This is a genomic window from Saccharothrix hoggarensis (genome assembly GCF_052936025.1).
The window spans coordinates 456,498-475,244 of record NZ_CP193624.1; the positions used below are offsets into that span (position 1 = coordinate 456,498).

General features: G+C 72.8%; 19 protein-coding genes and 1 riboswitch. Of the genes, 11 read left to right on the top strand and 8 right to left on the bottom strand.

The annotated features are described in order from the left end of the window. The first annotated feature begins 41 nt into the window (after positions 1-41). Positions 42-152: riboswitch (TPP riboswitch) on the top strand. From thiO to ACRAKH_RS02310, 4 genes are read left to right on the top strand one after another with little or no spacing between them, the layout of a single operon-like run. Further along, positions 153-1,145, top strand: a complete 993-nt coding sequence (gene thiO, locus ACRAKH_RS02295; protein ID WP_380724263.1) for a glycine oxidase ThiO — start codon at positions 153-155, stop codon at positions 1,143-1,145. Next, positions 1,142-1,342 (top strand): sulfur carrier protein ThiS, encoded by a 201-nt coding sequence (gene thiS / locus ACRAKH_RS02300; protein WP_380724254.1) that lies wholly within the window; start codon positions 1,142-1,144, stop codon positions 1,340-1,342. The genes thiO and thiS overlap by 4 nt, the downstream gene beginning before the upstream one ends. A gap of 1 nt (position 1,343) precedes the next feature. Then, on the top strand, positions 1,344-2,099 hold the full coding sequence (thiG, locus tag ACRAKH_RS02305) for a thiazole synthase (protein WP_380724253.1): 756 nt from the start codon (positions 1,344-1,346) through the stop codon (positions 2,097-2,099). A 21-nt stretch (positions 2,100-2,120) separates the two neighbouring features. Then, positions 2,121-2,588 (top strand): MarR family winged helix-turn-helix transcriptional regulator, encoded by a 468-nt coding sequence (locus ACRAKH_RS02310; protein WP_447009593.1) that lies wholly within the window; start codon positions 2,121-2,123, stop codon positions 2,586-2,588. Between the two features lie 183 nt (positions 2,589-2,771). Here ACRAKH_RS02310 and ACRAKH_RS02315 read toward each other — a convergent pair whose 3' ends face one another. Genes ACRAKH_RS02315 through thiC form a run of 3 tightly spaced genes read right to left on the bottom strand, consistent with a single transcriptional unit; the run spans position 2,772 to position 5,959 of the window. Further along, entirely contained in the window at positions 2,772-3,455 is a 684-nt protein-coding gene (locus tag ACRAKH_RS02315) for a DUF4241 domain-containing protein (RefSeq protein ID WP_380724251.1), read from the bottom strand. A 30-nt stretch (positions 3,456-3,485) separates the two neighbouring features. Next, positions 3,486-4,295, bottom strand: coding sequence for a bifunctional hydroxymethylpyrimidine kinase/phosphomethylpyrimidine kinase (thiD, locus tag ACRAKH_RS02320; protein ID WP_380724250.1), 810 nt, complete (start codon positions 4,293-4,295; stop codon positions 3,486-3,488). A 14-nt stretch (positions 4,296-4,309) separates the two neighbouring features. Beyond that, positions 4,310-5,959, bottom strand: coding sequence for a phosphomethylpyrimidine synthase ThiC (thiC, locus tag ACRAKH_RS02325; protein ID WP_380724249.1), 1,650 nt, complete (start codon positions 5,957-5,959; stop codon positions 4,310-4,312). 217 nt (positions 5,960-6,176) lie between these two features. On the opposite strand from thiC, the gene ACRAKH_RS02330 reads away from it, so the two are divergent. After that, on the top strand, positions 6,177-6,926 hold the full coding sequence (locus ACRAKH_RS02330) for a hypothetical protein (RefSeq protein ID WP_380724248.1): 750 nt from the start codon (positions 6,177-6,179) through the stop codon (positions 6,924-6,926). A gap of 21 nt (positions 6,927-6,947) precedes the next feature. On the opposite strand, the gene ACRAKH_RS02335 is transcribed toward ACRAKH_RS02330, so the two are convergent. After that, positions 6,948-7,544: a peptide deformylase gene (locus ACRAKH_RS02335; RefSeq protein WP_380724247.1), complete on the bottom strand. Its 597-nt coding sequence runs from the start codon at positions 7,542-7,544 to the stop codon at positions 6,948-6,950. Between the two features lie 111 nt (positions 7,545-7,655). On the opposite strand from ACRAKH_RS02335, the gene ACRAKH_RS02340 reads away from it, so the two are divergent. Both ACRAKH_RS02340 and ACRAKH_RS02345 read left to right on the top strand, forming a co-directional pair. Continuing rightward, positions 7,656-7,952: a DUF3263 domain-containing protein gene (locus ACRAKH_RS02340; RefSeq protein ID WP_033442579.1), complete on the top strand. Its 297-nt coding sequence runs from the start codon at positions 7,656-7,658 to the stop codon at positions 7,950-7,952. Beyond that, the gene (locus ACRAKH_RS02345; protein ID WP_380724246.1) at positions 7,949-8,593 is read left to right on the top strand and encodes a LytR C-terminal domain-containing protein; all 645 of its coding nucleotides are present in this window, start codon (positions 7,949-7,951) and stop codon (positions 8,591-8,593) included. The genes ACRAKH_RS02340 and ACRAKH_RS02345 overlap by 4 nt, the downstream gene beginning before the upstream one ends. A gap of 29 nt (positions 8,594-8,622) precedes the next feature. Here ACRAKH_RS02345 and ACRAKH_RS02350 read toward each other — a convergent pair whose 3' ends face one another. From ACRAKH_RS02350 to moeA, 4 genes are all read right to left on the bottom strand, one after another. Continuing rightward, positions 8,623-10,854, bottom strand: coding sequence for an AAA family ATPase (locus ACRAKH_RS02350; protein ID WP_380724245.1), 2,232 nt, complete (start codon positions 10,852-10,854; stop codon positions 8,623-8,625). Positions 10,855-11,324: 470 nt separating this feature from the next. Continuing rightward, positions 11,325-12,296: a CDP-diacylglycerol--serine O-phosphatidyltransferase gene (pssA, locus tag ACRAKH_RS02355; protein WP_447009594.1), complete on the bottom strand. Its 972-nt coding sequence runs from the start codon at positions 12,294-12,296 to the stop codon at positions 11,325-11,327. 4 nt (positions 12,297-12,300) lie between these two features. Next, on the bottom strand, positions 12,301-13,017 hold the full coding sequence (locus ACRAKH_RS02360; protein WP_380724243.1) for a phosphatidylserine decarboxylase: 717 nt from the start codon (positions 13,015-13,017) through the stop codon (positions 12,301-12,303). A gap of 176 nt (positions 13,018-13,193) precedes the next feature. Beyond that, on the bottom strand, positions 13,194-14,408 hold the full coding sequence (gene moeA, locus ACRAKH_RS02365; protein ID WP_380724242.1) for a molybdopterin molybdotransferase MoeA: 1,215 nt from the start codon (positions 14,406-14,408) through the stop codon (positions 13,194-13,196). 54 nt (positions 14,409-14,462) lie between these two features. Between moeA and ACRAKH_RS02370 the strand changes: the two genes are divergently transcribed. The 4 genes from ACRAKH_RS02370 to groL all read left to right on the top strand — a co-directional run bounded on the left by ACRAKH_RS02370 (position 14,463) and on the right by groL (position 18,663). Next, a complete protein-coding gene (locus ACRAKH_RS02370; RefSeq protein ID WP_380724262.1) occupies positions 14,463-15,107 on the top strand; it encodes an AIM24 family protein in 645 nt (214 codons plus the stop codon). An 80-nt stretch (positions 15,108-15,187) separates the two neighbouring features. After that, positions 15,188-15,394 carry a cold-shock protein gene (locus tag ACRAKH_RS02375; RefSeq protein WP_033432301.1) on the top strand — a complete coding sequence of 69 codons (207 nt, stop codon included), beginning with the start codon at positions 15,188-15,190 and terminating at the stop codon, positions 15,392-15,394. A gap of 197 nt (positions 15,395-15,591) precedes the next feature. After that, positions 15,592-16,824 (top strand): serine/threonine-protein kinase, encoded by a 1,233-nt coding sequence (locus tag ACRAKH_RS02380; RefSeq protein ID WP_447009595.1) that lies wholly within the window; start codon positions 15,592-15,594, stop codon positions 16,822-16,824. A 216-nt stretch (positions 16,825-17,040) separates the two neighbouring features. Beyond that, a complete protein-coding gene (groL, locus tag ACRAKH_RS02385; protein ID WP_380729964.1) occupies positions 17,041-18,663 on the top strand; it encodes a chaperonin GroEL in 1,623 nt (540 codons plus the stop codon). The last annotated feature ends 84 nt before the right edge of the window (positions 18,664-18,747 follow it).

The following is an 18,747-nucleotide window of genomic DNA, read 5'->3' on the forward strand; positions in this document are numbered from 1 at the left end:
CCGCACGGTAACCGCCGGCGCGTTTCGTGCGCTACGGTGGAGGCGGTCCGCACGGGAGCCTGGAAACACCGGGCTGAGAGGGAGCGTGGTTCGCTCCGACCGTCGAACCTGATCCGGGTCATGCCGGCGCAGGGAGCGTGAGTGCCTTGGCAATGCGAGTGACCGTCCTCGGCGGCGGCGTCATCGGCCTGTCCGTCGCGTGGCGCGCGGCGGGCGCCGGCTACCCCGTGGAGCTCGTCGACCGCGCTTCGCCGCACGGCGGCTCGTGGGTCGCGGGCGGGATGCTGGCGCCGATCACCGAGGCGTGGCCCGGCGACGAGGACGTGCTGAAGCTCGGCGTGGAGTCGCTGGAGCTGTGGCCCGACTTCGCCCGCGAGCTGGGCGTGGAGCTGAGCCCGGTGGGAACCCTGGCGGTGGCCGTCGACCGCGCCGACGTCGAGGTGCTGGACCAGCTCTGCGCCTACCTGGGCAGCCTGGGCCGCTCCGCCGCGAAGCTCACCGGCCGCGAGCTGCGCGCCCTCGAACCCGGCCTCGGCCCGGTCCGAAGTGGACTGTCCGTGCCCGGCGACGTGGCCGTGGACAACCGCGCCCTGCTGCGGGCGCTGCGCGACGCGTGCGCCGCGTCCGGCGTGCGGTTCATCCCCGAACCCGCGCCGGACGCCGACGTGACCGTGATCGCGGCCGGCGCGTGGAGCCGCGACCTGCACCCCGCGCTCCGCGCCGTGATCCGCCCCGTCAAGGGCGAGATCCTGCGCCTCACCGCCCGCCCCGGCGCGCTGCCGCCGCCCCGGCACACCATCCGCGCCCAGGTCTCCGGCCGCCCCGTCTACCTGGTGCCGCGCGCCGACGGGTTCGTCCTCGGCGCCACCCAGTACGAAGCCGGGTTCGACGGCGACGTCACCGTCGGCGGCGTCCGCGACCTGCTGCGCGACGCCGAGGTGGTGTGGCCCGGCATCGCCGAGTACGGGCTCGCCGAGGCCGCCGCCGGGTTCCGCGCCGGCAGCCCCGACAACGCGCCCGTCATCGACTGGCTCGAACCCGGGGTGCTGGCCGCCACCGGCCACCACCGCAACGGTCTCCTGCTCGCGCCCGTCACGGCGCGGCGGGTGCTCACCCTGCTCCGCGAGGGAGGAAACAGCCGGTGAAGGCGAAGGTCAACGGACTGGAACGGGAACTGGCCGACGGCGCCACCGTCGCCGCCGTCCTGGCACTGCTCGACGCGCCGCCCAGCGGCGTCGCGGTCGCCGTGGACGGCGAAGTCGTGCCGCGCGCCGCGTGGGAGACGACCGTGGTGCGCGACGGCGCCGCCGTCGAGGTGCTGACCGCCGTGCAGGGAGGCTGACGTGGACGACCCCTTGGTGATCGCCGGACGGGAGTTCGGCTCGCGCCTGGTCATGGGCACCGGCGGCGCGGCGAACCTGTCGGTGCTGGAACGCGCCCTGGTGGCGTCCGGCACCGAGCTGACCACCGTCGCCATGCGCCGGCTCGACGCGTCCGGCGGCGGCGTCCTCGACCTGCTGGGACGGCTCGGCATCTCCGCCCTGCCCAACACGGCCGGCTGCCGCACCGCCGCCGAAGCCGTGCTCACCGCGCGGCTGGCCCGTGAAGCGCTCGGCACGGACTGGGTGAAGCTGGAGGTCGTCGCCGACGACCGCACCCTCCTGCCCGACCCGGTGGAGCTGCTGGACGCCGCGGAGAAGCTCGTCGACGACGGGTTCGTCGTGCTGCCGTACACGTCCGACGACCCGGTCCTGGCGCTGCGCCTGGAAGAGCTGGGCTGCGCCGCCGTCATGCCGCTCGGGTCGCCCATCGGCACCGGCCTCGGCATCCGCAACCCCCACAACATCGAGCTGATCGTGGCGCGGGCGTCCGTGCCGGTCGTCCTCGACGCGGGCGTCGGCACGGCGTCCGACGCGGCGCTGGCCATGGAACTCGGCTGCTCGGCCGTGCTGCTGGCGACCGCCGTGACGCGGGCGCAGGACCCGGAGCGGATGGCGGCCGCGATGCGCGCCGGCGTCGAGGCGGGCCGGCTGGCGCGGCTCGCCGGGCGCATCCCGAAGAGGTTCTGGGCGCACGCGTCGAGTCCGGCAATGGGGTGATTGCCGGACACGGCATGATGGATGCTCGTTGTGTCCGTCTGCCCGAGGAGGAGTGCCGTGACGGCCGAGCAGGTCGAGGACGCCACCGCCCGGCTGTACCTCGCGATCGGCAGGCTTTCCCGGCTGCTGCGGCGCACCGGGTCGCCCGGTCTCGGGCCCGGCGCGGTGTCCGCGCTGGCGACGTTGGCGCGGTGCGGCCCGATGCGGCTGGGCGACCTGGCCGCGAAGGAAGGCGTCGCCCCGCCCACCCTGTCCCGGATCGTCGCGGCCCTGGTGGAAGCAGGCTACGTGCGGCGCGAACCGGACCCCCAAGACGGCCGCGCGTGGCTCGCCACCCCCACCCCGGAGGGCGTGACCATGGTGTCCGGCGTGCGCTCGGCACGGGTGCGCGAGCTGCAGCGGCGCATCGAGGAACTGTCACCGGAACACCGCGAGGCCCTGGTCAACGCCCTGCCGGCGTTGGAGGAACTGGTCGGCGAAACCACCTGACCGTCCGGCGGTAAGGGGGAACGGGTCCGGGGAGCACGGTGTGACGGCAAGCCCCGCGGACGGCCCCGGCGCCAGCCCGGCGAGGTCCGCGTCCTGACGTGCGCCCATGACCGGGAGGACGCGCCGCCCCACCCCGGTTGACCCCCGCCCGGCAACCTCCCCGGAACGTCCACCGGCCCGACGTCAGCGAGCCTGCCCCTCCGGCACACCGCCGTGCAGCACGAACGTGTCCACGACGAAGCACGCCACGTCACCGCCCGCCGTGCGGCCGATCCACGTCGGGTACGAGCCGTCGCCCCAACCGCTGACGAACGCGACCAGCGCGTCACCCGTCTCCGGATCGCGCATCTCCGCCACCTGCGCCTCGAACACCTCGTCGTAGGCGTCCTCGAAGTTCCGGTCGACGTACTCGCCCATCGAGCGGGCCGCGTCGCCGTCCACGAAGCACCCCGTGCCGGTGTCCACGCCGAACCCGTAGAACTCGTCGTCGCCGAGCTCCGCCGGGTCCTGCCCGTCCAGCAGCGCCATCTCCCACGACACCACCGGCTCGCGCGACACCACCAGCCGCGCCGCGGCCACCCGCACGTGCTCGGGCCGGTCCTCGAACCGCACCGCGGCCACCTCGACGGGGTACTCGCCGGGCGGCACGCCGACCGTGAACGGCGCGGCGTCCAAGTCCAGGTGACCGGGGTCGGCGACCACCAGCCGCCCGCTGGGCAGCCGCACCGCGCCCGCCTCGCGCAGCTCGGTGACCGCGGTGGACGACCGGGCGGTCGTCCACCGCACACCGGGCCGGAACACCGAATCCACGAACCGGGGGACAGCGGGCTGTGGACGGCCTTGCGCCGCGGCGTCGTTCCCGATCACGCGCCGGACGCTACTACCGGCCACCGGCACTCAGCTCGGGTCGGACAACCTCCACAACGGCGACACCGGACCCACACCGCTGCCCAACGGGTACGCGGCGGCCACCGACCGGACGATGAAGTCCTTGCCGAACCGCACCGCCGCCGGCACGTCCGCACCCCGCGCGAGCTGCGACGCGATCGCCGACGCCAGCGTGTCGCCGCTGCCGTGCGTGTGCTTCACGTCGTACCGCGGCCCGAGCAGCTCGATGAACTCCGACCCGTCGTACAGCACGTCCAGGCACTCCGGGTCGTCCCACAGGTGCCCGCCCTTCACCAGCACCCACTCCGGGCCCATCGCGTGCAGCACCTCGGCGGCCTTCCGCTGGTCCGCGCGGCTGCGCACGTCCAGCCCGGTGAGCAGCCGCACCTCGTCCAGGTTCGGCGTCACCAGCGTCGCCCGCGGGAACAGCAACGTCCGCAACGCGTCCAGCGCGTCGTCGGCCAGCAGCTGGTTCCCGTGCATCGACGCCGCCACCGGGTCCACCACGAACGGTCCGGTGCGGACCCGGTCCAGCGCGCCCGCGACCGCCTCGATGATCGCCGCCGACGCCAGCATGCCCGTCTTCGCCGCGTCGACCCCGATGTCCGTGGCCACGGCCTCGATCTGCGCCGCCACCACCTCCGGAGGGATCTCGGTATACCCGGTCACGCCCAGCGAGTTCTGCACGGTCACCGCGGTCACCGCGGTCATCCCGTGCACACCGCACGCGAACAACGTGCGCAGGTCGGCCTGCAGGCCCGCACCACCGCCGGAGTCGGACCCGGCGATGGTGAGGACCTTGGGCGGAGCCACAGCCATCAGTCCACCCCGAATCAGTCCACGACCGGCAGGTAGACCTTGTTGCCCTGGTCGGAGAACTCGTGCGACTTCTCCGACATGCCCGCCTCGATCGCCTCCACAGTGGACAGACCGCGCTCCTCCGCGTACCGCCGCACGTCCTGGGTGATCTTCATCGAGCAGAACTTCGGCCCGCACATCGAGCAGAAGTGGGCCGTCTTCGCGGGCGCCGCGGGCAGCGTCTCGTCGTGGAACGACCGCGCCGTGTCCGGGTCCAGCGACAGGTTGAACTGGTCCTCCCACCGGAACTCGAACCGGGCCTTCGACAACGCGTCGTCCCAGTCCTGCACGCCCGGGTGGCCCTTGGCCAGGTCAGCCGAGTGCGCCGCGATCTTGTACGTGATCACGCCCGTCTTCACGTCGTCCCGGTTCGGCAGCCCCAGGTGCTCCTTCGGCGTCACGTAGCACAGCATCGCCGTGCCCAGCCACCCGATCTGCGCCGCGCCGATCGCCGACGTGATGTGGTCGTACGCGGGCGCGATGTCCGTGGCCAGCGGCCCGAGGGTGTAGAACGGCGCCTCGCCGCACCACTCCTCCTCCAGCCGCACGTTCTCCGCGATCTTGTGCATCGGCACGTGACCCGGACCCTCGATCATCACCTGCACGTCGTGCGCCCGCGCGATGTGCGTCAACTCGCCCAACGTCCGCAACTCGGCGAACTGCGCCTCGTCGTTGGCATCCGCGATCGACCCCGGCCGCAGGCCGTCGCCCAGCGAGAACGTCACGTCGTACTTGCGCAGGATCTCGCACAGCTCCTCGAAGTGCGTGTAGAGGAAGCTCTCCTTGTGGTGCGCGAGGCACCACGCGGCCATGATCGACCCGCCGCGCGACACGATGCCCGTCACCCGCTTGGCGGTCAGCGGCACGTACCGCAGCAGCACGCCCGCGTGCACCGTCATGTAGTCGACGCCCTGCTCGGCCTGCTCGACCACCGTGTCGCGGTAGACCTCCCACGACAGCTTCGCCGGGTCGCCGTCCACCTTCTCCAGCGCCTGGTAGATCGGCACCGTCCCGATCGGCACCGGCGAGTTCCGCATGATCCACTCACGGGTCTCGTGGATGCGCTTGCCGGTCGACAGGTCCATGATCGTGTCGGCGCCCCAGCGGGACGCCCACACCATCTTCTCCACCTCGTCCTCGATCGACGACGACACGGCCGAGTTGCCGATGTTCGCGTTGATCTTGACCAGGAACTTCTTGCCGATGATCATCGGCTCGGCCTCGGGGTGGTTCACGTTGAGCGGGATCACCGCCCGGCCGATCGCCACCTCGTCCCGGACGAACTCCGGGGTCATGCTCTCGCGCGCCGCGATGAACCGCATCTCCGGAGTGATGATCCCCGCCTTGGCGTACGCCAGCTGGGTCACCGCCCCGTTGACCGGCTCCCGCTTCGCGATCCACCCCGCACGCAGTGCGGGAAGTCCACTGTGGACATCGATGGTCACGTCGTCGTCGGTATACGGACCGGAAGTGTCGTACAGATCGACATGCTCGCCATTGGTCAGCTCCACCCTCCGGAAGGGCACCCGCACGTCCTCGTCCACCTCGCGGTAGACCTTGTGCGAGCCGGAGATCGGCCCGGTGGTGACACTGGGCTTGACCGAACGGTCGTCAAGTGCCGTCACGACATTCCTCCCTACGCCGGCATTACCCGGTCAGGTTCAGGCGGTCGGCGGCACCGGAGCCCTCGGCTCCAGCCGCCCTCTCAGCCCGCTGTGGCGCGAGCTCCCGCGTGTGTTGAGTTGTCACTGCGTCGAGCTTCCGGCCTGACCATAGTCACGGCCCACCGCCCGTGCCAAGGTGCGGATGCCAAGGTCGGCCGTTTGCGCGTACCTTTCTCGCGTGGCTGATCACCAGCCGTTCCCGCCCGGCGCCCGGCGCGTGGCACGCCCCGCCGCCGTCTCGCCGTGCCCGTCGTGCGGCGACCTGGCGGGGCGCGGCTACCCCGGATGCCGGTACTGCGCCGAACTCGTGGACCAGTACTGGCTGCTCGACTGGCAGGAACTCCTCGCCGCCGAACAGCTCGCCGAAGGCGGCTCCGGCGAGCGCGAGCTGGCCGAACTCGTCCTCGCCGACGAGGTCGGACGGCACCCGTGGACGTGCACCGACTGGGCGATGACCCTGGTCGCGTGCTCCCAGTGCGGCGAAGAGCTCGGCACCGGACCCGTGGACTGCGTCAGGTGCGCCATGGCCGACGGCCTGCGCTGGTCCTGGGACCACGCCGGCCACCCCACGTCCATCACGGCCGCCGAGCACGCCCTCCGCGTGGCCCGCGCCACCCTCCGCGCACCGCACCGCCGCCGTGACGCCGCCGTGGGCGCGTGGCGGCTCCTGCTGCCGTTCCTGCTGGTGGGGGAGCTGCCGACGGTCGGCCAGGTGCGGCGCCTGAGGGCCGCCGTCCTCGCCGGCGCGTACCCCGAGCTGGCGCGCTGCACGACCCACGTCGAGCTGACGTCCTACCCCGAGCTGCCGTGGCGGCGGCCGGAACGCCCGGCACGCGCCGACCACCAGCCGAAACCGCAGCGCCCCCGGGAACCCGCGCCGGACGCGCTCGACCCGACGTCGGGCGAACCGGCCGCGGACCCGGTCTAGGCCCGCACCGGCGTCGGCGGTCTAGTCGTCCTGGTCCTCGTCCTCGTCGTCCGCGAACGGGTCGGGCGACGTCGCCGGGTCCCACGACAGGCCCGGCACACCCCACCCGTTGGCCTTCAGCATCTTCCGCGCGGCCCGCTTGTGCCGTCCCACCAGCCGGTCCAGGTAGATGAACCCGTCCAGGTGATCGGTCTCGTGCTGCAGGCACCGCGCGAAGAACCCCGTGCCCTCCACCTCGACGGGCTTGCCGTCGCCGTCGACCCCGGTCACCTTCGCCCACGTCGCCCGACCCGTCGGGTACGACTCGCCCGGCGCCGACAGGCAGCCCTCGAAGTCGTCCTCCGGGTCCGGCATGCCCAGCGGCACCTCGGACGTCTCCAGCACCGGGTTCACCACGACACCCCGGTGGCGCACGCCCTCGTCGTCCGGGCAGTCGTAGACGAACAACCGCTGGTCGACCCCGATCTGGTTGGCCGCGAGACCGACCCCGCGCGCCGCCGCCATGGTCTCGTACATGTCCTCGATGAGGGTCCGCAGCGCGTCGTCGAACACCTCGACCGGACGGGTCGGGTGGTGGAGCACGGGATCTCCGGCGATCCGGATCGGGTGAACTGCCATGACGGTCAGCCTATCGGCGCGGCTCATCGGACGCGCCGACCGATGAGCCGACCCTCGCCAAGATCACGTGATGTAATGGCACCCACGCACGGGACACGGCTGAGGAGCCAGATGGACGCCGCAGAGGCACTGGCGCCGGCGGAGGGGCCGGACGACGGTTTGAACGACCGGGAGCGCGAGATCCTGGCCTTCGAACGCCAGTGGTGGAAGTACGCGGGTGCGAAGGAGCAGGCTGTCAAAGAGCTGTTCGACATGTCCCCCACGAGGTACTACCAGCTGCTCAACGCGTTGATCGAGAAGGAAGAGGCGTTGGCCGCCGATCCGATGTTGATCAAGAGACTGCGCAGGTCCCGCTCCGGCAGGCAACGCGCCCGCGCGGCGAAGCGGCTGGGCGTCGAGCTCCGATGACGAACCCCGAACAGCCGACCGGCCCGGCGCAGCCCGCCCGGGCCGCGGGCTACGCGCTGCTCGGCGTGGCCGTCATCGCCCTGGTGATCGGGCTGGTCAGCCTCTTCACCGGCGGACCCGACGACGACCCGCCCGGCGCGCAGCCGACCGACCAGTCGACCACCCAGCCCGGCACGTCCGACACCGCCGGGCAGCCGACCGGCGACCCGACGTCCCCGTCGCCCTCACCCGCGCCGTCCGAGTCGCCGACCTCCGGCGCCACCACGCCGCCCGCGACCACCGGCAACCCCGGCACGCCCGGCGCCACGGACACCCCGCCGCCGCCCGTGACCACCGCGCCCAAGCCGCCGGTGCGCGTCTACAACAACAGCACCACCCAGGGCCTCGCCGCCGAAGCCACGGAGGACGTCGAGAAGGCCGGCTGGCAGGTCGCCGAGAAGGGCAACTACTCCCAGGGCCTGATCCCGACCACCACGGTCTACTTCCGCCCCGGCACCGACGAGGAAGCCTCGGCCCGCGAACTGGCGCAGATCATCGGCGCCCGCGTCGAGCCCCGCTTCGACGGCATCCAGAACGCGCAGCCCGGCATCATCGTCATCGTCACCAACGACTACAAGGGCACGCCGGCCAAGGTCTCCTAGCGAGCCGGGCACCCCGGCCGGCGCGGCCCTCACCGCTCCCGCGACTCGGCGTACGCCGCGAGGGCCGCGAGCTGCGCCGGGTCCAGCGACGGCCGCACGGCCGCGCGCGCCGCGTCGAGGTGAGCACCCGTCACCTCCGCCGCCGCCAACGACTCGCGCATCGCCGTCAACGCGGCCTCCCGGATCAACGCGGCGCAGTCCGCCGCCGAGTAGCCGTCCAATTCCCGCGCCACCGCGTCGAGGTCCACGTCCTCCGCCAACGGCGTGTTCCGCGACGACGCCCGCAGGATCTCCGCCCGCGCCTCGGCGTCCGGCGGCGGCACGTACACCAACCGCTCCAACCGGCCCGGCCGCAACAACGCCGGGTCCACCAGCTCCGGCCGGTTCGTCGCACCCAGCACGATGACGTCCCGCAGCGGCTCCACCCCGTCCAGCTCGGTCAGCAGCGCCGCCACCACCCGGTCCGCCACGCCGGAGTCCGACGACTGCCCGCGCCGGGGCGCCAACGCGTCCACCTCGTCCAGGAACACCAGCGCCGGCGCCGCCTCGGCGGCCCGCCGGAACAGCTCCCGCACCGCCCGCTCCGACTCGCCGACGAACTTGTCCATCAGCTCCGCGCCCTTGACGGACAGCACGTTCAGTCGCCCCGTCCCCGCCAACGCCCGCACCAGGAACGTCTTCCCGCACCCCGGCGGCCCGTACAGCAGCAGACCGCGCGGCGGCGCGACCCCCAAGCGGGCGAACGAGTCCGGGTACTGCAACGGCCACAGCGCCGCTTCCGTCAACGCCTGCTTGACCTCGACCATGTCGCCGACATCCGCCAACGTGAGGCCGCCCGTCCGCAGGGTGTCCGAAGTGGACATGGAGATGGGCCGGACGACCTCCAACGCCCCCAGCAGGTCGGCCTGGCCCACCCGCGGCTCGTCCGCGTCGCGCTGCCGCAGCGCCGCCCGGACCGCCGCCTCCCGGCGCAACGCCACCAGGTCCGCCGCGACGAACCCCGGCGTCCGGTCCGCGACCGCGCCCAGGTCCACATCGGACTCCACCGGCACGTCCCGCAGCAGGACCCGCAGCAGCTCCGTCCGCACGCCGCCGTCGGGCAGCGGCAGGACCAGCTCGCGGTCCACCAGCTCCGGCACCCGCAACCGCGGGTCGATCGCCTCGGGGTGGGCGCTGGTGACCACCAACGCCACCCCGTCCGGGCGACGGCGCAACGCGTCCAGCACCACCGTCGCAACCGGCGGCGGCGTCGCGGCGGGCAGCAACGCCTCCACGTCCGTCAGCAGCAGCACCGCCGGCGCGGGCGCGGACGACAGCGCCTCGGCCACCCGCTGAGCCGCCGCGTTGGCCTCCAACACCGCGATGCTGGGCGCCGCCACCTCGACCACCGCGGCCCCCGCGCCCTGCGCGACGGCCCGGACCAACGTCGCCTTGCCGACCCCCTCGGGGCCGCTCACCAGCGCCGCGAGGCGTGGCGTCGCGCCCAGGCGTGCCAGCAGCTCCGGGTGGCTGAACGTCAGGTCGAGCCACTCGGCCAACCTCTTCGCCGCCTCCTGCTGGCCCACGAGATCGGCAATCGGCACCACGGGCGCCTGGTGCTCCACGGCCGCCCCGGCTCGCTCGTCCACCGCCGTCACCCCCGACCCCGCCCCGGCGGTGGGAGCGGCGTTCGATCGGGTGACAACGGCACGGGAGTCCCCGGTGCGCGGCCCGTCACGCCACCCGACCACCGTCGAAGGCTGCACGGCCACCGGCCCGGCGGGCTCGGTGTGGGTGATCGTCAACAGCTCGTTGGTCCACGTCATGCCGATCGCGTGGGACAGCGCGCGTCGGGTGGCGCTGACGTCCGCGCCGGGCGGCGGGGCCAGGTCCTGCGGCAACAGCGACACCGCGTCGCCAACCGTCAGCACCTTGCCCGTCAGGGCCATGCGCAACGTCTCCGGCGTCAACGACGTGCCGGCCAACCGCGACCCGGCGACGGTGACCGACCGTGCGGCCGCCACCTCAACGGGAGCCACGACGACCTCGGCCCCCTCGACCACGCCGAGGTTCGACAGCGTGACGTCGTCCACCAACACCACCCCGGGCGGCCCGTCGCCATTCGTGGCGGCGGCCAGCGCGGCACTGACCCGAGCCCCGGTGAGCCGCACCGCGTCCCAGGCCCGCAGCCCCAACGCGTCCAACACCTCAGGGTGAAGCCGCACCACACCACGCCGGGTGTCGATGGCCGAGGGCGACAAACGGGCCGTCAGTGTGATCACAACCCGAGCCTAGTTGCCCCACCATCCCCCCACGCCCCGAACCGCCACCACCCCCCGCCTCTGCTGCCCACCGCCCGAACCGCGCCAGGCCGCGTCGCACCGGAAGCGTGGGGCGGCGGCTGCCTGGCGGGCTCTGGGGCACCGTGGCCGGCCGACCGTGGCTGCCGAGCGTGGCTGCCGAGTGGCTGGGGGCGGACCGCAGGGCGCCGTGGCCGGCCGACCGTGGCTGCCGAGCGTGGCTGGGGGCGGACCGCAGGGCGCCGTGTCCGGCCGAGCGGGGCCGGGGGCGGGTGGGTGCGGGAGTGCGTGCGGGAGCGGGGCGGTTGGTGGCGGCCTCGTTGTTTCAACCGACGCGCGAGGTTGTTTGTAACGGTGTTATTTTACTAAGTCGGGGCCATGATCACTCGTTCGAGTGAGCGTGGCCCCGACCTTTGTTGCACTGAAAGTGCTGGTCAACCGCAGTATACGGACTACGGGCGGTCGTGGCGGCGTATGCCCAGTTGGCGCCAGCCTCGGCGCTTGCCGGGACGGGCTTGGCCGTTCGTCTCCGCCGCCACCTGGGTCGGGTCGACGGCGCGCCTCGGCCGCCGCACGGCGCGCATCGCGGCACCCGCCACCCGGCCGCCGAGTGGCTGGCGCAACCCCAACCGCCGCGCCGCCACGCCGTGCGCCCGCTTGATCGCCCGGCGATCGGCCGCCGGCACGGACCAGGCCTCCGGGTGCTTCGCCAGCCACCGGTACCGGCGCACCGAGTACGGCAGGTGCCCGAGGTACACGAGCATCGCCGCGATCAACGCCACCAGCGGGAACGTGATCACGGCCGCCGCCAGCAGGCCGACCAGCACGAGCAGCGGGGCGACGAGGCGCGGCGGGACCTTGATCGTCTTCACCGACAGCGTCGGGATGCGGCTCACCAGCAGCAACGCGATCGCGACCGTCCACAGCGCCACGGCCACGGGGCTGGACCACCAGCCCGCCCGGCCGATCTGCTCGTCCAGGATCAACGGCAGCAGCAGCAACAGCCCGCCCGCGGGCGCGGGGACGCCGACGAAGAACTCCTTCGCGAACGGCGGCTGCTCGACGTCGAGCAGGGTGTTGAACCGCGCCAGCCGCAGCACCATGCACACCGCGAAGATCAACGCGACGACCCAGCCCTGCCGGTCGCCGCCGAACTTCCACACGTACACGACCAGCGCGGGCGCGACGCCGAACGAGATCGCGTCGGCCAGCGAATCGAGTTCCGCGCCCATCTTGCTGGTCGCGTCGAGCAGCCGGGCGATCCGCCCGTCCAACCCGTCGAACACCGCCGCCGCCGCGATCGAGCCGATCGCCGCACCCCACATCTCGATCATCGCGAAGTGCACGGCGGACAGCCCGGCGCACATCGCGAGCACCGTGATGGCGTTCGGCAGCAGCCTGATGCCCGGCCCGCTGGGAGCCATCCGCTCAGCCCTCCGAGGGAAGCTCGGCGAGGACCGTCTCGCCGCCGATGGTGCGCTGCCCGGCCTCCACCAGGACGCGGCTGCCGGCGGGCACGTACAGGTCGACCCGCGAGCCGAACCGGATCAGGCCGTACGTCTGCCCGACCGCCACCTTGTCGCCCTCGACGACCTCGCACACGATCCGCCGCGCCACCAGGCCCGCGATCTGCACGACGACCACGTCGTGGCCGGACGGCGTGCTCAGCCACACCGTGTTGCGCTCGTTGTCCTCGCTCGCCTTGTCCAGGTCCGCGGACAGGAACTTGCCGGGCCGGTACGACACCTGCCGCACCAGGCCGGCCACGGGCACGCGCTGCACGTGCACGTCGAACACCGACAGGAACACGCTGATCCGGGTCATCGGCGTGTCGCCGAGCCCCAGTTCGACGGGCGGCACGGCTTCGACGACGTGCGACACCGTGCCGTCGGCGGGCGCGACCGCCGCGCCGGCCCTGGTGGGCGTGGTGCGCTTGGGTTCGCGGAAGAACCACGCGACCCAGGCGGTCAGGAGGGCTCCGGCGACGCCCGCGCGCTTGGAGAACCGGCGCAGCAGCAGTGTCGCGACGGCTGCGCCCGCCACGAACGGGCGACCCGCGGGGTGCATCGGGGGGACGATCCCCCGGGCGAGATCGAGGAAGTGGGAGACGGCACCACTGTTCTTCTTGTCGCGATCGACGGTCATGGCTCTTCCGTGTCAGGGCGGTGCTTCCGGCCCGCCACACGCTACGCGGCTCCGCCGGGCCCCGTCCGGCCCGCCCGTGCGTCCCCCGACGAACGCACGGACCAGCCGGAACAGGGGTACCCGCCAGTGTAATCCGGGTCACACCGAATGATCAATGGCTGGGTGTCAACCCAAGTTCACTCTCCGTGCAGGAACCGGACGGTGACCTCGGCGCCCGCCGCCAGGTCCGTCACGTCCTCCGGCACCTCGATCAGGCAGTCGCTCGCCGCCAACGCCGACAGCAGGTGCGACCCCGGCCCGCCGACCGGCGTCACCACCTGCCCCGACTCCGGGTCGTACGCGCCGCGCCGGAACTGCGTGCGCCCCGCAGGCGACGTGATCGGCGCGCTCAACCGGGCGACCGCCGTCGGCCGCTCCACCACCGCGAACCCCATCGCGGCCCGCAACGCCGGCCGGACGAACACCTCGAACGACACCTGCGCGCTCACCGGGTTCCCGGGCAGCGTCGCCACCGCCACGCCCTGGTAGCGGCCCGCGCCCTGCGGCCCGCCCGGCTGCATCGCGACCTTCGTGAACTCCACGCCGCGGCCCGTGAACGCGTCCTTCACCACCTCGTACGCGCCCGCGCTCACCCCGCCGGAGGTCAGCAGCAGGTCCACCGACCCCAACCGGGGCGCGATCGCCGCGTGGAACGCCTCCACGTCGTCCGGCACGAACCGCAGCAGCTCCGCCTCGCCGCCCGCCTCGCGCACCGCCGCCGCCAGCATCACGCCGTTCGACTCGTAGATCTGCCCGCGCTCCAGCGGGACACCGGGCCCCACCAGCTCCGACCCGGTCGACAGCACCAGCACCCGCGGCCGCCGCCGCACCGGCAGCGACCCGAACCCCAGCGCCGCCGCCAACCCCAGCCGCGCCGGCCCGAGCACCGCGCCCGCCCGCAGCACCGTCTGGCCCACGGCCACGTCGTCCGCCGTCCGCCGGACGTTCTGGCCGACCGCCACCCCGCGGTCCACCCGCACCGCCGACGTGCCGCCGTCCGTCCACTCCACCTGCACCACGGCGTCCGCGCCCGGCGGCACCGGCGCGCCCGTCATGATCCGGTGCGCGGTGCCCGGCTCCAACGCCCGCGCCACCGTCCGACCGGCCGGGATGTCCGCAGCCACCGGCAGCTCCACCGGCACGGACGCCACGTCCGCCGCGCGCACCGCGTACCCGTCCATCGCGGAGTTGTCGAACGGCGGCAGCGGCACGGGCGCGACCACGTCCTCGGCCAGGACCAGGCCCAGGCAGTCGGCGACCGGCAGCTCCGCCACCGGCATCAGGCCCACCAGCCCGGCGACACGGGCCTTGTGATCAGCGACTCGGCTCAGCGCGTTGGACACGCCCACCATCCTGCCGCGCCCGTGGCAGACTGCCCCAACCGGCTGATCACGACAGGGGGAACGTTGCAGGTCCGGACCCGCCACACCCCCACGTTCGGGGTGGCCCGACTCGTCCTCGCGCCCGGTGAGCCGGCGCTCGTGGAGCGCTCCTCGGTCCTCGCCACCAGCTACGGCGTCGGCGTCGACGGCCGCGCCAAGGCGCCCGGTCTCACCGCCGCCCTGTGCACCGCGGGCCCCGAGGGCGGCTGGGTCGACGTCGCCCCGCCCCTGCCCGGCGACCTGCACGTCCTCGAACTCGACGGCAAGACCGGCTGGTGCGTCGCCCGCAACAGCTGGCTCGCCGCCGCCGCCACCGCGCGCCTCGACCCGGTCGCGCCGCCCGTGCGGGCGCTGCACGGCGGCGACCACGGCTTCCTCACCTACGCGTACGGCACCGGGCCCGTCGTGCTCGGCTGCTACGGCACGCTCGACGTCGTCACGCTCGAACCCGGCGAACTCGTCACCGTCGCCGGCGGGCACGTCGTCGCGTTCGCCGACACCCTCCAGTGCCGCCTGCGCGCCGTTTCCCCCGACGCCGCCCAATCCGTGCGGAATGGCGAAGGGCTCGTTCTCGACTTCGCCGGTCCCGGCCTCGTGCTCACCCGGACCCGCAGCCCGCGCGGACTGGTCAGTTGGTTGCGCGACAACGGATTCAGCGCCCGGTCATGACTCCATAAGGAGGTACCGGCGAATCCCCTCGTGCCTCTAGCGTGGCGGTTTGCTCAAGGTATTTCTCAAAGGAGGACGTCTTGGCTGTCGGCACGGTCAAGTGGTTCAACTCGGAGAAGGGGTACGGCTTCATCGCCGCCGACGGCGGGCCGGATGTCTTCGTGCACTACTCGGCGATCCAAATGGAAGGCTTCCGCACGCTGGCCGAGGGCGACCGCGTGGAGTTCGAGATCCAGGCGGGACGCGACGGCCGCAGCCAGGCATCGGACGTCCGGAAGGCATCGTGACCTCCGCCCGGCCCGCCGCGTCGGCGGGTCGGGCCGCCTGAACGCCCACCTGACCCGCCGACCCGACCGCCCACCTGACCCCGCCGAACCGACCGCCCGCCCGAACCACCCGCCCCGACCGCCGACCCGACCCCTCACCGGGCCGTTTGCCGGGAACCCCGCGCAAGGCGCTGTACACGGGCGTTAGGCTGCCCCGCGTGTCGGAGGACCTGAGCGGGCGACGGTTGGGCCACTACCGGATCGACGGTGTGCTCGGCCGGGGTGGCATGAGCGTGACCTACAAGGCCACGGACGTCCGGCTCGGTCGCAAGGTCGCCCTGAAGGTCATCGGCGAGCACCTCACCGCCGACGCCGAGTTCCGCGAGCGGTTCGTCGACGAGGCGCGCAACACCTCGGCGATCGACCACGCCAACATCGTGCCGCTCTACGACTTCGACGAGGTCGACGGCCTCCTCTACATCGCCATGCGGCTGGTCGACGGCCAGGACCTCGCCAGCCACATCAAGGACGGCCCGCTCTCGCCCGCGCGCACCCTGACGCTGCTCGGCCAGGTCGCCGAAGCGCTCGACATGCTGCACGGCAAGGGCCTCGTCCACCTCGACGTGAAACCGGCGAACGTGCTGGTCACCGCCAAGGAAGCGGCGGGCGAGCACGTCTACCTCGCCGACTTCGGCCTGACCAGGCGCGGCGCGACCGGGCACCGCACCCGCACCGGCGACTTCCTCGGCTCGCCCACCTACGCCGCGCCCGAGCACCTGCGCGGCGAACCCCTCGACGGCCGCACCGACCAGTACGCGCTCGCCTGCATGGTGTTCGCGTGCCTGTCCGGGCGCCCGCCGTTCCAGGGCGGCGTGCAGGACGTCATCCAGGGCCACCTCGGCGCCGAGATCCCGTCGCTGACGTCGCTCGTGTCGCTGCCGCCCGCCATCGACGACGTGCTGCGCAAGGGCACCGCCAAGGACCCGTCGCAGCGCTACGGCTCGTGCGTCGAGCTCATCGCCGCGGCCCGCGCCGCGCTGTCCGGCGCGCCCCAGGGCGCCCCGCCGCCCCGCCGCCTCGACTCCGGCGCGGTCCCGATGGGGCCGCAGACCGGCGGCGTGCCCGTGCAGCAGCCGCCCTACCGGCCGCCCTACCCGCAGCAGCAGCCGCCCGGCTTCCTCCAGGACCCGGTCCGGCTGAGGCCGCCCGCCCAGGTCGGCGGCGCCGGCGCGTTCACCAACACCGGCAAGCCCCGGCCGCCGTGGCTCGCGCCCGTCCTCGCCGGCGCGGTCGCGATCGTGCTCATCGTCATCCTCGTGGTGATCCTCACCCCTAAGGACGAACCTCCGCGCCAGGGCGGCACGACGGGCCAGAGCCAGTCCATCGAGGTCGGGACCACGACCAGCGGCAAACCGCTGCCCACGAGCGTGCCCGTGCGCACGTCCCGCTGACCAGCTCTTCTTGCACTCTCCTCCGTCGAGTGCTAAACACGGTGTTGGCACTCGGAACACCCGAGTGCCAACACGCAGGCTGGGACGGTGAGGCCCGTCCCCTCCAGGGGGCAGGTCGTCCGTCGCGGGCACCGAGCCTGGCCGAAGCACCGTGTTCCGCTGTGGACGCGCGTCCGCAGTGGCCCCATTCGTAATCAGGCGGAGGAACACACCGCAATGGCCAAGATGATCGCGTTCGACGAGGATGCCCGCCGCGGTCTTGAGCGTGGCATGAACACTCTCGCCGACGCCGTCAAGGTGACGCTCGGCCCCAAGGGCCGCAACGTCGTGCTCGAGAAGAAGTGGGGCGCGCCGACCATCACCAACGACGGCGTCTCGATCGCCAAGGAGATCGAGCTCGAGGACCCGTGGGAGAAGATCGGGGCCGAGCTCGTCAAGGAAGTGGCGAAGAAGACGGACGACGTCGCCGGTGACGGCACGACGACCGCCACCGTGCTGGCCCAGGCCCTGGTCCGCGAGGGCCTGCGCAACGTGGCCGCCGGCGCCAACCCGCTCGGCCTCAAGCGCGGCATCGAGCAGGCCGTCGACGCCGTGATCGAGCAGCTGCACAAGACCGCCAAGGAGGTCGAGACCAAGGAGCAGATCGCCGCCACGGCGTCCATCTCCGCGGGCGACACCACCATCGGCGAGCTCATCGCCGAGGCGATGGACAAGGTCGGCAAGGAAGGCGTCATCACCGTCGAGGAGAGCAACGCTCTCGGGCTCGAGCTCGAGCTCACCGAGGGCATGCGCTTCGACAAGGGCTACATCTCCGGTTACTTCGTGACCGACCCCGAGCGCCAGGAAGCGGTCCTCGAGGACCCGTACATCCTGCTCTACGGCTCGAAGATCTCCACGGTGAAGGACCTGCTCCCGCTGCTGGAGAAGGTCATGCAGGGCGGCAAGCCGCTGCTGATCATCTCCGAGGACGTCGAGGGCGAGGCCCTGGCCACGCTGGTCGTCAACAAGATCCGCGGCACCTTCAAGTCCGTCGCCGTCAAGGCCCCGGGCTTCGGCGACCGCCGCAAGGCGATCCTCCAGGACATCGCCATCCTCACCGGTGGCCAGGTCATCACCGAGGACGTCGGCCTGAAGCTGGAGAACGCCGACCTGTCGCTGCTGGGCAAGGCCCGCAAGGTCGTCGTGACCAAGGACGAGACCACGGTCGTCGAGGGCGCGGGTGACGCCGAGCAGATCCAGGGCCGCGTCAACCAGATCCGCGCCGAGATCGAGAAGTCGGACTCCGACTACGACCGCGAGAAGCTGCAGGAGCGCCTGGCGAAGCTCGCCGGCGGTGTCGCGGTCATCAAGGCCGGCGCCGCCACCGAGGTGGAGCTCAAGGAGCGCAAGCACCGCATCGAGGACGCGGTGCGCAACGCCAAGGCCGCCGTCGAGGAGGGCATCGTCGCCGGTGGTGGCGTCGCGCTGCTCCAGGCCGCCGAGATCGCGTTCGCGGGCCTGAAGCTCGAGGGCGACGAGGCGACCGGCGCCAACATCGTCAAGGTCGCCGTCGAGGCGCCGTTGAAGCAGATCGCCATCAACGCCGGCCTCGAGGGCGGCGTCGTGGTGGAGAAGGTCAAGGGCCTCCCCGTGGGCCACGGCCTCAACGCCGCGACCGGCGTGTACGAGGACCTGCTCGCGGCCGGCGTGCCCGACCCGACCAAGGTCACCCGCTCGGCGCTGCAGAACGCCGCGTCGATCGCCGCGCTGTTCCTCACCACCGAAGCCGTGGTGGCGGACAAGCCGGAGAAGGCGGGCGCTGCCCCGGCCATGCCCGAGGGCGGCGGCATGGACTTCTGATCGACCGGGGTCGTTGACCCGTCGATCGGCCGAAGTCACGGAAGGGCCCGGTTCGCCTCTGGTGAACCGGGCCCTTCGCCGTGC